At 38.6% G+C, this 13,734-nt stretch carries 11 protein-coding genes and 1 tRNA gene; 10 read left to right on the top strand and 2 right to left on the bottom strand.

The features are described 5' to 3' along the window. Positions 1-3: 3 nt before the first annotated feature. The 10 genes from H8B21_RS15590 (at position 4) to H8B21_RS15545 (ending at position 12,487) form a co-directional block, all read left to right on the top strand. Positions 4-1,758: a RagB/SusD family nutrient uptake outer membrane protein gene (locus tag H8B21_RS15590; protein WP_223815067.1), complete on the top strand. Its 1,755-nt coding sequence runs from the start codon at positions 4-6 to the stop codon at positions 1,756-1,758. A 4-nt stretch (positions 1,759-1,762) separates the two neighbouring features. Next, entirely contained in the window at positions 1,763-2,923 is a 1,161-nt protein-coding gene (locus H8B21_RS15585; RefSeq protein ID WP_190314662.1) for an endonuclease/exonuclease/phosphatase family protein, read from the top strand. Between the two features lie 15 nt (positions 2,924-2,938). Next, complete coding sequence (locus H8B21_RS15580) at positions 2,939-4,942, top strand: DUF5689 domain-containing protein (RefSeq protein ID WP_190314661.1); 2,004 nt, start codon at positions 2,939-2,941, stop codon at positions 4,940-4,942. Between the two features lie 155 nt (positions 4,943-5,097). Further along, positions 5,098-5,820: a sensor histidine kinase gene (locus H8B21_RS15575; protein ID WP_190314660.1), complete on the top strand. Its 723-nt coding sequence runs from the start codon at positions 5,098-5,100 to the stop codon at positions 5,818-5,820. Next, complete coding sequence (locus tag H8B21_RS15570) at positions 5,813-6,523, top strand: LytR/AlgR family response regulator transcription factor (RefSeq protein WP_190314659.1); 711 nt, start codon at positions 5,813-5,815, stop codon at positions 6,521-6,523. The genes H8B21_RS15575 and H8B21_RS15570 overlap by 8 nt, the downstream gene beginning before the upstream one ends. Positions 6,524-6,651: 128 nt before the next feature. After that, positions 6,652-8,922 carry a cation:proton antiporter gene (locus H8B21_RS15565; RefSeq protein WP_190314658.1) on the top strand — a complete coding sequence of 757 codons (2,271 nt, stop codon included), beginning with the start codon at positions 6,652-6,654 and terminating at the stop codon, positions 8,920-8,922. 30 nt (positions 8,923-8,952) lie between these two features. Beyond that, positions 8,953-9,171 (top strand): hypothetical protein, encoded by a 219-nt coding sequence (locus H8B21_RS15560; protein WP_190314657.1) that lies wholly within the window; start codon positions 8,953-8,955, stop codon positions 9,169-9,171. A gap of 543 nt (positions 9,172-9,714) precedes the next feature. Beyond that, positions 9,715-10,776, top strand: coding sequence for a fatty acid desaturase family protein (locus tag H8B21_RS15555; protein WP_190314656.1), 1,062 nt, complete (start codon positions 9,715-9,717; stop codon positions 10,774-10,776). A gap of 372 nt (positions 10,777-11,148) precedes the next feature. Further along, positions 11,149-12,288 (top strand): DEAD/DEAH box helicase, encoded by a 1,140-nt coding sequence (locus H8B21_RS15550; RefSeq protein WP_190314655.1) that lies wholly within the window; start codon positions 11,149-11,151, stop codon positions 12,286-12,288. 4 nt (positions 12,289-12,292) lie between these two features. Then, on the top strand, positions 12,293-12,487 hold the full coding sequence (locus H8B21_RS15545; protein ID WP_165295806.1) for a cold-shock protein: 195 nt from the start codon (positions 12,293-12,295) through the stop codon (positions 12,485-12,487). A 91-nt stretch (positions 12,488-12,578) separates the two neighbouring features. On the opposite strand, the gene H8B21_RS15540 is transcribed toward H8B21_RS15545, so the two are convergent. Next, entirely contained in the window at positions 12,579-13,010 is a 432-nt protein-coding gene (locus H8B21_RS15540; protein WP_223815066.1) for a cold-shock protein, read from the bottom strand. Between the two features lie 564 nt (positions 13,011-13,574). Then, positions 13,575-13,659 (bottom strand) — tRNA-Ser (locus H8B21_RS15535). Positions 13,660-13,734: the final 75 nt, after the last annotated feature.

The raw sequence follows: 13,734 nt of genomic DNA, 5'->3' as shown, positions 1-13,734 counted from the left end.
AAGATGATGAAAAAGACATTCCGTTATATTGCTTTAAGTATAATTGGTTTCGCGGTATCCTGCAATGACAGTTATTTAGAGCGTTATCCCTTGGCAGAACTCGCACCGGAAAACTATTTTCGTAATGCCCAGGAGTTACAGAACTATACCAATGCATTTTATAATGAATTGCCTGATGCATTAGCTATACATTATAATAATCCACATCAAGCTGATGATGAGGCACGTAATACCTTGCCGGACGAATTCCGGGGAACACGTATCACTCCCGGTAGTGGAGGGGGATGGTCTTGGGACGCATTACGTCGAATCAATATTTACCTGGAACACTCTCATCAATGTTCGGACGAGCAGGCTCGACTGTTATATGATGGAATAGCTCGGTTTTTTAGAGCGTATTTCTATTTTGATAAGGTAGTACGATTCGGCGATGTACCTTGGTATGAGAAAGCTTTGGGAACAGATGATGAAGGCCTTCTAAAGCCACGCGATTCGCGGAAATTGGTGTTCGAAAAAATGTTGGAGGATATCGATTTTGCTATTGCAAACGGTAGACAGGAAAAAAGTGCACAATTGATTACCAAGTGGACGGCCTTAGCGTTGAAATCCCGCATGTGCTTGTTTGAAGGAACGTTCCGGAAACATCACGATTTGGGGGACTGGGAAGAAATCCTACAGGAATGTGTAAAAGCATCGGAAGAACTGATGGAAGCAGGCGTATATAGCATTTATAAAAGTAATCCAAATGCCGCTTATCAAGAGTTGTTCATCGCGGAAAATGCAATAACGGAGGAAATGATTTTGGCGCGCCAATATACAGAGGCCATCCCATTAATCCATTCAGCTAACTTTTATATCCTTTCCGCTTCGTATGGCAGACCTGGTATGCAAAAATCAGTAGTAGACAGCTATCTCATGAAAGACGGTAGCCGTTTTACGGACATCCCCGGATATAGAACGATGCAATTCTATGAAGAAACACAAAATAGAGATCCTCGCTTGGCCCAAACTATCCGTACGCCTGGTTATAGACGGATTGGAAGTAACCAGGTGAGTGTACCAGACTTTGCTACCTGCGTAACCGGATACCAATATGTTAAATATGTATTGTCTCCCGCATATGACGCGGGTAGGAATATCAATGATATGCCGATATTCCGCTATGCGGAAGTACTATTAAACTATGCCGAAGCTAAGGCAGAGTTAGGTACACTTTCGCAAGCAGACGTCAATCGTAGCATCAAACTATTACGCGACCGTGTAGATATGCCTAATCTCGATATAGATATGGCCAATACAAATCCCGATCCTTATCTCATTTCCGAATATCCAAATGTAGGAACTGGAGCAAATAGAGGTGTTATCCTGGAAATTCGGCGTGAACGTCGTATTGAACTTGTTAAAGAAGGACATCGTTACCGGGATCTTATGCGCTGGAAGGAAGGAGCGCGACTAGCAAAGCCATTTTATGGTATGTATTTTCCGGGTGCAGGTGAATATGATCTGGATCGGAATGGTACAATCGATTTGGTTATTTATGAGGGTAATACACCTACCCCCGTGCCCGGCAGACAATACCAACGACTTGGAGAATTGGTGTTGGAAAATGGTCGAAATGGCGGGCGGATTATCAATTTGCCTGATATAACGAAGGAATGGGATGAGGATAAGGACTACTTGTATCCGATACCATTGGATGAATTATTATTGAATAAAAATTTGACCCAAAATAATCGTTGGGCTGAAACAGGAGGATAAGAAAATGAAAAATAATAAAATGAAAATAAAGAATATAATGCCATTTGCCTTTTTTATATTTCTGACAACGCTAGGATGCAAGGGGGATATAGCGTTTGATCCGGGACCTTTTGCGCCTGGAAGTGGTGAAGATCGAACCCTATTGACTTTCCACGTAGCAGACGAGGCGGGTAACCCTATTGACGATGCTTATGTAGTATCTTATCGGAGACTGGCACCAAAGCATATCCGCGTGGGCGAAGGCTTCACAAAGGAAGATGGGGTAATACAGATCGAAGACGCAAGCCACACCACCACAGGATATGCAACTGTTGTGGCTAAAGGATATAATTCTAAGAAGATAGCACTTAATATTGAACAAAAACAGGATAATAATATTGCGGTAACCTTAGTTGAACAAGATGTACTAAAAGTAATGAGTTATAACATACAGGAGGGATTTAAGAACAATGCTCAATTGAGGCAAGAATTTGCCAATTGGGTGAAACTGTACGATCCCGATATTATTTTGCTCCAGGAAATGATGCATTTTACAGATGCTTCCTTCGCAACGTTCGCTAAAACCTATGGACATGATTATGCTGTTTTGACAAAAACGGTGGGCATCCCGACGGGTATCACTTCTAAAAAAGAAATTAAAGATATTCGAAAAGTAGTTCAAACCGGCGTGCTGCATCATGGTTATGTAACGGGTGAAACAAATGGCATAAGAGTGTTTTCTATCCACCTTTGCCCGTATGAATTGGATAATGAACGGAATGTCCATCAAATTGCCCGTAAAGACGAAATAAAAATCATTATGGATGATGCCGCCGGATACACCGACGTTCCCGTTATAATTGGAGGAGATTTCAACGACCATAATACGTTCGACAGGGATAGTTACGGATCCGGATACCGGTATGCTGGTAGAGACCATACGGTTACCAATACGTTGAAGACATATAATTTTCATGATACGTATCCATTACTCAACAATACGTTTAAACCCACATGGCCAGTTGATAATGTAGCGACGAACGGACCTAATGAAGGAGCGCGATTAGATTATCTTTTTGTAAGCAATAACGCTAAAAATACAGTAGTCTATTCGGATATTATACAGTCGATGTATACGGATAAGTTTTCAGATCATTATCCAACATATATCGAAATAAAAAAATAAACAAATCAACCGATTATGCTAAATAAAAAATATTATAAACAGATATTGCCTTCTGTTTTTTCGGTGGCATCTGTACTTCTTTTTCTTGTTACGTTTATGAGCTGTAGCAAAGAGATGGAGATGGCCGATACGTTAGAAATTAGCAATGTGAATCCTGTCGTTAAGGCCGACGGAGGTTCGATATCTATTGATGTTTCGTCCAATACGTCTTGGAAAATGGGCGAAATAGAAGTCGCTTGGCTAAAGGTAGAAAATACGGCTGGAACAGGAGACGGGCAATTACGTTTGACGTGTGATGAAAATGACGCTGTTCAAGCCAGATCAGTAGAGTTTTTTATTGTGACGGTTAAGGATGGAAAATATCATAAAATCAAAATCACACAGTTATCTAGTGACCCTTTTCTTACATTAGAGGAAAATGAGATGGAAGTGGGATCACGGCCTAGAAACCATGAAATTAAATTAAATAGTAATATTCCATCGGAGGCGATTGCCGTAGAGATTATATATGAAAAAGAGGAAAGCAGCGGCTGGGTAGTTGGTGTGAATGTAGAACAGGAAGCTCTTAAATTCCAGACAACATTGAATACGTTGGACGAGGAACGGGTCGCAACCGTTATTCTATCATATGAAGATACGGGAGGCGAGGACATAGAAGTGTGGGATAAAATAACTATAACACAAATGGCTGCAGGAAATGACGGTCCGCCGGAACAGAAAGATTTTGGTTATGTCAACGGATTGCCATTGGGCGGAATAGATGAAAATATATCAGTAGTAGGAAATATCGTTTCTAGAGGGACATCCAAGAACTTCCGAAATAATACCTATATCATTCAAGACGAAAACAGTAGGGCGATAGCGTTTGAATCTACCGAAAGTCTTACATTCAATAGATACGATAAGATACATTTGCTCTTAGACGGAGCCCAAATAGCCTCGTTTAAAGACTGTGGCACCGAATACAGGGTTATAAGAGGCATAAGTACAGCCAATATATTGTCGCGCGAAGCCGATGCCAGCTTCTCTCCACAGCGTTTATATATAGCTGATCTGACGGAAGATCATCTGTTGTCTGTCGTTACACTAAAGGATGTGGAATTTGCAATGCCACACGGCGGATACGCTAATTTCCACGAATTTTATGTAACACAATCGTATGCCGATTATGCGACAAGACATTATGCGGCTCCAATAAGAGACATACAGAGTAGTATTGCACATCTGATAACAAACCGTGATGTTGAATATCGTCGGAAAAGCGTTCCGAAAGGCGCCGGAACGATCACCGGCATGGTCGTGAAAATAACGGAAAGCGCATACGGGAATTTTGGGGGATATGCTATTCGTCATTTGGAGGAATCTGATATTGCCATTAATCCAAATCGAGCCAGTGGGTTTTCAAATATATTGGTGGAATGGGAACTTGAACCAACCACAGGATTTCCAGATGGAACACCTAACCTTCCGCCTACAACCGGATCTGCAAGTGCGACGCTTCAAAAGGACGGAGGTACAGGATTTTATGCAGCTAATACGTTGAATGGGATATATCTCATCGATAAGTACAGGGGAGACAAACCGGGAGCTAATACCATTATTGCCAATTCTTCATATAATGTAAATTCATGGGGAACGGGCAGGTATTGGATAATGGACAATGTCTCTACGCTGGGAATTACTTCGTCTCTTTTCTTGCAGTTTGAGGCCGTTAGTATTAGCAGCACGGGTACAGGTGGTGGTCCTAGAGATTTTGTGGTAGAATATTCGCTTGATGGCGATAACTGGAATCAAATCGCGGCGTATCAGCTTTCTGGACAAATTGCTGCGAACCAGGTACAGAATGTTACCGCTGGACTCAAGGTGTTCACGTATAATTTACCAAATGAACTTCTCAATAAACCGAATATTAAAATTAGGTTATTGAATATCAATAATACGTCAGTAAACGGTGGTAGTATTGCTATTCCTGGATCAACAAGCCGATTAGGACATTTTTCTATAAGATATAATAAGTAATCTTTAACTAAAGTTCGGCAGCAAAACAAACAGGTGCTTTCATTTTATCGAAAGCACCTGTTTTTGTTTGTTTGACATTTAATATTTCCATCCAATGGGAACACTAATCCAATTTAATTATCTTTATCAAATACAAAAATCGATAGGGAATAAAAATGGGAGATCGTTTTTACTGGATAATAATCGTTGTGCTATGTGTAGGAGCAGGTTGTATTTTCTGGTTGATGTACCGAAAAATACAGCAATTGATTAAAAAGAACGGCGAACTTTCGGAACAAAAAGAAAACGATTTAAGGAACGGTTTTGATCTTGAGCTGACTCCTTACAAATTAGACCCTCATCTTTTAAAAAATGCACTCAATGCTATTCAGTCACATGCTTATCATAGTTATCATGCACTGGACAAATTGTCCAATGTCCTGGATTATATTCTTTATGAATCAGATGACAAATTTGTAAAGCTAAAGGACGAGGTAAGTTTCGCACAAAATTTGATAGAGATCAACCGATTAAAGGTCAGTCCGTTGTTTGACCTCCACATGCGAATAAAAATTGCTCCCGAGGCGGGTAATTTGATGATTGTACCCTTTATGACCATAAATCCCATTGAAAATGCCTTTAAACATGCCGATGTACAAAGCGAGAACAGCTTTATTTCGGTTGTTTTTGAGGTCGTAGACAACACCTTTTTTTTATCGGTTTCTAACAAAATACAACCTAATACGATCTATAAAAATGTACGGCATGGTGGTATCGGTGATAAAACTTTTAAGAACCGGTTGGATAAACTTTACGGAGGCAATTATAAATTGACCACGGAGCAAAAAGACGATGTGTATCACGTCAAATTGGAAATAAAGCTACATACGAATGATTAAGTGCGTCTTATTGGATGATGAATTACCGATGTTAGGTTATTTGCAAGCATTGTGCAGAGAGTTTGACGATGTTGAAGTAGTCAAATCTTATAATAATCCATTAAAGTTCTTAGAGGATGTGGATAACTTAGATTTTGATACCTGTATTTTGGATATTAATATGCCAGGTATTAACGGACTGGAATTAGCAACGAGATTGGAGGGGAAAGCTATCATATTCTCTACTGCTTACAAAGAATATGCGGCGGAAGCCTTTGATCTAGATGCGGTGGATTACGTCCGGAAGCCGTACCAAATAGAGCGTCTAGAAAAGGCCTTCGGCAAAGCGCAGATATGGTTATCCAATAAAATCCATACTAATCCTGTTTATGTGGAACTTAATACTAATTTTGGGAAATCGCGGCTGAATACGAACGATATAGCTTATATAGTCGTAGCAGAAAATGACAGACGGGATAAAGAAATATGGTTTAAGGGCGGCCAGACGTTGTTAGCAAAGAACATTACCTTTGACGATATTTTGGAAAGGTTCCCACAAGGCCAGTTTTGTAAAATCAACAGAAAGACGGTGATTGCATTACATGCGGTGAAGCATTATACAATCCAAACGGTATCGTGTGAAATTGTCCCTCTCAAAACTCCTAGACAATTTAAACTCTCCGAACAGTACCGAGAACAGTTTATGTCGCTACTACCCGGCTAGCACTAAACTAAATTAGTACAAAAAAAATACGTTTCGGTACAAAATTAGAGATACCTCCTATAGTCTTTCCGACAAAAGGAATATACTTGTGTTGTCTAGTATAATGAGATAAAAGACAAAACATAAGTATGAAGATTAGAAGTATATTATATTATCTCTTTATTATTATTGGTGGTGTTGCACTGGGTTATTGGGTTGTGCTTCACGGTAAAAGTCTGGAAAGTGTAGGAGCAATAACAAATAATGGTTCCGAAGGATCTGCCTGGCAACATTTTGTGGCGGCAATAGGAAGTAATCTAGGTTATCCTTTAGCCATGCTCTTGCTCCAGATTATTACAATTATTTTAGTAGCACGTTTCTTTGGCATCCTGTTCCGAAAAATAGGACAACCATCGGTTATCGGTGAAATTGTTGCTGGTATTGTCCTCGGGCCGTCTCTCTTAGGAAATTATTTCCCCGAAATATCTTCTTTTCTTTTTCCCGTAGCATCTCTGGGCAATTTGGGAGTAATTAGCCAACTGGGTTTGGTACTGTTCATGTTTGTGGTAGGGATGGAGCTAGATCTTAAAATCCTCAAAAACCAGGCACACGATGCCATCGTTATCAGCCATGCCAGTATTATTTTTCCGTTTCTTTTAGGAATGGTTTTAGCCTATTTTATTTTTCAACAAACGGCCCCGCCAGATATTTCATTTCTTTCCTATGCCTTATTTATCGGTATTTCGATGAGTATTACCGCTTTTCCCGTTCTCGCACGTATTGTACAAGAACGTGGAATGACGAAAACCAGATTGGGATCTATAGCCATTACATGTGCGGCTGCAGATGATATTACTGCATGGTGCCTCCTCGCCGCGGTAATTGCCGTGGTAAAGGCAGGATCATTAGCAAGCGCCGGCTACACCATTCTATTCGCTGCAGCCTATGTTGTTCTGATGTTACGTTTTGTACGACCTTTTCTACAACGTATCGGCGATCTGTACTCCAGTAAAGAGAGAATGAGTAAACCCGTGGTGGGAATTTTTTTTCTGACACTGCTTATTTCATCATGGACAACGGAGATTATCGGTATACATGCGTTATTTGGTGCCTTTATGGCAGGAGTTATTATGCCGGCAAATGTGAGCTTCCGAAATATCTTTATAGAAAAAGTGGAAGACGTATCACAGGTATTGCTACTTCCATTGTTTTTTGTGTTTACAGGCTTAAGAACCCAGATTGGGTTATTGAATGAGCCGGGGCTCTGGCAGATCTGTATTTTGGTAATCGTGATTGCGGTTGTAGGTAAATTCGTAGGAAGTGCCCTTTCTGCCAAGTTTGTTGGTCAGAATTGGCATAGTAGTCTCACAATAGGGGCGTTGATGAACACGCGCGGATTGATGGAACTGGTGGCATTAAATATTGGGTATGATTTGGGAGTCTTGACCGATGAAATGTTTGCTATATTAGTATTGATGGCGCTCCTGACAACTTTTATGACGGGGCCAGCTTTAGACTTCATCAATCGTTATTTTAAACCAGAAAAAGAGGCAGAAGATAAAGGTGTTCCCAAAAAAAATAAATATAACATATTGATCTCTTTTGGTAATCCCAATACAGGCAAGATTCTTTTGAGGTTAGCACATATATTAACGAAGAAATCTATCGATAACTCAACGATCTCCGCCCTGCATCTATCTCCTGGCAATGAATTGAACCAATTTAATTTAGAAGAATATGAAAGGGAGAATTTTACAGATCTTGATCAGGAAAGTACATTGTTGAATCAGCCTTATCGCCCAATATTCAGGGGAACAGATGATATCGAAGAAGATATTGCACAAATAGCGAATACAGATGATTATGATCTCCTGTTGACAGGAATCGGTCAATCGGTGTACGAGGGTACGTTATTGGGTAAAATTCTTGGCTTTACCAGTAAAATGATCAATCCAGAAAAGCTATATGGGACATTGACCGGAAAGGAGAACATCTTTGTAAGTGACTTTTTCGACGATCGGACAAAAAATCTCCTGAAAACGGTGAATATACCGTATGGTATTTTAATAGATAAAGGATTACCTACCGATATCAATCGTATATTGGTGCCTATTGATTCCTTAAGTGATAGCTTCTTATTGGTGTATATTCACAAATTTATTCAAAACAGCGGTGTTCATATCACCATTTGGGATCTTAACGAGACGATCAAATCGTCGTTAGAACTTAAAGAGGCTGTCCGGTCTATAGACTATGCAGCTCCGAACCATATCGAAGTACGATATGAAATGTCAGGTACTACGGCAGAGCTGCAATCTTTTGAATTAATGCTCAGCAGTCTGGCGACGTGGAAATACCTATTGCAGAAAAATGAAGAATGGTTGAAGGATATACCAAGCGCTTTAATATTGAAGGCGTAATTTTTATTAACCCCATAAAACGATAGTGCCATGGAAAATTTTAAATTCGAAGCGTTAGTGACAGAGGATTCTCAATTGAGAAAACTAGAAGATTGTATAAAAAAGATTCCGAATATCAGTGATTGGCGGATTACGAAACGTCTTAATGGGATCTTATTGTGTGTAAAGGCAGTCAATATCCGAGCTTTTGATATTGTATTTACATTACAGGAAGAAGGTTTTTTATTAGAACGCCTTTATGAAGAATAAAAAAATATAATTTTTATACAATATATTATATATGCAAACGTTATAATATAAAGAGAAGCAAAAATAAAATCTCTTGTAAAGAGATCATGTTTAAAATAAACGCTTCTTTATGGAATGTATCTGCAAAGAATAAGCAAAGGGTTTATTCGAAAAAAGAAACATAGAAACGGAAAAAAAAGATACGAAGTAAAGAAGTAAGAAAGGGTTCAGATTTTATCTGAACCCTTTTGCTTTTTATAGAAAATTTAGAAATTATTACAAAAAGAAATCCCGAAGCGGGGAGCTCCGGGATTTTCACTAACTAACCAATTATTAACCTAAATTATGAATTACTTATATAACGTCTATATTTACCTGATGTTACATGAAGTTGAGTGTATTAACAAATTTTAACATTTTGCAATGGAAATCTACTATTTAACATTCATTTAACTGTCGGCTAAATAGGTTGTTAAAATTTAACGCTTATATTTACAAAAAAATACTAGCCATAGACTAGATATTAAAAGACAACAAAATACAATACCACTTTTACAAGATCCAATGAGCTCATCCATTAAGTTTAACAATGTCAATACATTGTTCTCCAAATCCCTTAAATTTAAAATTAACGATTATTTCAAGAGTACATATAGAAAGAAGACCGGAAATAGAAGGATATTTATTAAGGCAGCCGTGCTGCTGACTTCCTTTGCTTTGTTGTATGCGATTTTAGTTTTTGTACAGCCCCATTGGGCTATAAGTATTGTGCTCTGTGCATTATTCGGAGGCAATCTTGCCGCTATTGGTTTCAATATTATGCACGATGCAGGTCACGATTCATTCTCGGATAACAAAAAATTAAATACCGTGCTTTCCTATACATTAAACTTGTTGGGAGGCAATATTTATTTCTGGAAGCTTAAACATAACATCGCGCATCATACCTATACCAATATCGATGGTGAAGACCACGATATCGAGGTGAAATTTATGCGGATTCACCACGACCAGCAATTAAAAAAACACCACCGTTACCAATCGTTTTATTTTATCGTATTATATGGTGTTTCCTATTTAGCTTGGATATTTTATCAGGATTATGAAAAGTATTTTAGGCAGAGGATGGGAGTAACTTCAGATAAATTTCATTTCCCACTTCGTGAAAGAGTGATCTTTTGGACAAGTAAGATATTACATTTTACTGCATTTGTCCTAGTGCCTATTATATATGTCGGTTGGTTACCTACATTGATTGGATGGGGGATTGCTGGTGCTGTCTGTGGTATCAGTTTGGCAACGGTGTTTCAATTAGCCCATGTTGTATCTGGAACAGAGTTCAAGACGATAGATGAATCGAAGGTGGAAGAGGAGTGGATGGTTCATCAGATTCAATCAACGGCCAATTTTGCTACGAAGAACAACGTGTTGACATGGTTATTAGGAGGACTTAACTTTCAAGTGGAACATCACCTTTTTCCCCGGATAAGTCATGTGCACTATCCTGCCATCAATAAAATTGTGCAGCAAACCTGTAAAGAATACAATATTCAATATCTCGAATTCAAGTCTTTTAGGCAAGCTTTTATGTCACATGTCAAGGTTATTCAGGCGATGTCCAGATAGTAAGTTTGATAGTGCAACAGGTATATATTGATAATCCATAGTTCAAAAAATAACGAAAAGTCTTTTATTTACAAATAATTAGCATTACCTTTGACAACACAAGGCTCTGCCTACGCTCTTTCTGATTCCGTTTAGTTTAACTTTCGTTATCAGTTTCAGCTTTTTCAGTTGCCATTTAAGTTAACATAAATATAGACAGCATTCGTGCTGATTGGCGTTGAAACCCTCCGATCTGAACATCTCGATATATTACTGCTAACAAACAAAATGCATTGTTCTACTGAGAACACGCAATGCCTTGTCGGGATATGCGATTGATAATCCGTCAAACTTTTAAGTGATGTATGGAATTCAATCATAATAAAAAAAAAAATGAGTTTTAATAACTTCGGGATAATAGATCCTATTATAAGGGCAGTCAATGATATCGGTTATTCAGCGGCTACACAGATACAAAAACAAGCTATACCTCTTATATTGGAGGGCAGAGATATAATCGGTTGCGCTCAAACAGGAACCGGAAAAACAGCAGCTTTTGCTTTGCCAGTTCTTCAGTCATTAACATTAGATACTAAGAAATACAATGCGCCGCGAGCATTGGTGCTTGTTCCAACAAGAGAGTTGGCTATACAAATTGACCAAAGTGTCGCACAATATAGTAAGAATATCCGTATAAATCGCTTGGCAATCTATGGAGGTGTTTCCCAAGTTGCTCAAGTGGAACGATTACGCAAAGGGGTCGATATACTGGTTGCTACGCCGGGCAGATTGATGGATTTGATTAACCAGGGTCATGTGAGTCTTAATCAAATTAAAGTGCTGATATTGGATGAGGCGGATAGTATGCTGGATATGGGTTTTGTACACGATATAAAGCGTATTTTAAAATTTATTCCTCAAAAACGTCAGACTTTATTCTTTTCTGCGACCATGCCGAAAGAAATCAGAAAATTTGCTAATACCATCTTAAATAATCCAGCGGAAATCAATGTTTCTCCAGTATCATCTACAGCAGAGAAAATTGTACAATCTGTTTCATTTGTTGAAAAGAAGGATAAGGCGGCTTTTTTGGCGGAGGTACTACGAGGTGGAAACGTGACACAGACTTTGATTTTTACGCGTACAAAACACGGTGCGGATCGATTGGTCAGAATATTGGGTAGAGGGGGAATAGCTGCGGCTAGTATTCATGGGAATAAATCACAAACAGCTCGACAGAAGGCGTTATCATCTTTCAAAAACGGTGGTGTCAATATATTAATCGCTACCGATATTGCGGCTAGAGGAATTGATATCCAAGAGCTTCCATTTGTTATCAATTATGATCTGCCTGTCGATTCTGAAACTTACGTACATCGTATCGGTCGTACAGGAAGAGCTGGAAAGGAAGGAAAAGCACTTTCCCTATGTAGTGAGGAGGAAAAGCCGACACTTTTAAAAATTCAAAAATTAATCGGTTTTCAATTACCGATAACTGAAAAAAGAAATAATAATTTATCAATAAACAATTAATACAATGCAAGAAGGAACAGTAAAATTCTTTAACGTTACCAAGGGTTTCGGTTTTATTACACCAAGTAACGGTGGTCAGGACATCTTTGTACATTCAACAGGTTTAGTAAGTGACGTACGTGAGAACGATAGCGTAACATTCGATGTTGAGCAAGGTAAAAAAGGGCTTAACGCGGTGAACGTTCGCGTAGCGAGATAATGATGGAATAGTCTAACTCTATGAGGTTAGGCTACTTCATATTAAAAATGGCGGGCTTTTTAGCCCGCCATTTTCTGTTTTACCCTAAAGATTAAGGTTGTAGTTCTATTTCTGAAACTTGGTTTCCCTGTTTCGTACGAATATATTTATATTTTACTTTTTGATTTACGGCTAAGACCATACCAGCCAGCTTATCGTTAAAATAAACTGTTTCTTTGCTTAGGTTGTCACGAATAAAACCATAGTGGCCAACTTCGTTGTAATAAGAAACTTTACCATAAAGATATTCGTCTTCTGTATCTGCAGGACGAATTAAGTCTTCTTCTTTAAACTTGTAAGGTTGTGTTGGTGGCGTATCGGAAAGATTGCCGAATTCATCTACATAGGCAAACATTTCTTCTAATGCTTTACCTTTGTTGTTCGAGGATTTGTTTAGTTCTCTTCTTTCTTGTTTTTCTTTTTTTTTCTGTTGCTGTTTTTTAGCAAGTTCTTTTTTCTTGAATGTAAGTTGATTTCTTGACATTAAAAGGGGTTAAAGTTATAAAATAATAAGGGTGTAAATCTTATAAGAAGCTGATTGCTTAAGGATAAGAGATAGATGCCTTTTGAAATGTATGCAAATATACGGATTTAAAACGGCAAAAGCAATTTGTTGTTGTTACCTCTTTTTTGGTCTTGAAACGGGAACCCTTTTTTGCATTCCGATTTCCCTTTTTCATGAAAAGAGAACACATTTCCAAAAAAAGGGATCACATTTTCGGCATACATGAATACCTTTTAGGTATGCGTGAACACGGATCTTCGATAAGTGTTCACGTTTTAGATAAACGGGGACATCTTTCATCCAAAGGGGATCACGTATTTTACAAAAGGGGACACGTGCTTTACAGTCGTAAATAATCTTTCAGAAAAGGTGAACACATGTGACGAAAAAGGGTACACGTTTTTACAAAAAGGGAAATCGAGTAATTAACATCCGTTCCCGTTTATGGCCCCGTATCAACCGTTTTATGATCGAGGGGCTCCACTAATCATGGCACTAAACTGTAGGAATAAAAAAAGCTTTAACCTATTGATTAAAGCTTAGCGGAGAGTGAGGGATTCGAACCCCCGAACCTGTGACAGTTAACGGTTTTCAAGACCGCCGCATTCGACCACTCTGCCAACTCTCCGCGACAAAAGTAGAAATTCCGACCCGTTTCACAAAACTTATTTTCGCCTTTGTATATTACCCTTTGAAAATGAGG

The organism is Sphingobacterium chuzhouense, assembly GCF_014692525.1.
GTDB lineage: Bacteria > Bacteroidota > Bacteroidia > Sphingobacteriales > Sphingobacteriaceae > Sphingobacterium > Sphingobacterium chuzhouense.
Note: the sequence above shows the minus strand (reverse complement) of the source record. Positions and strands in the feature narration are given on the sequence as shown.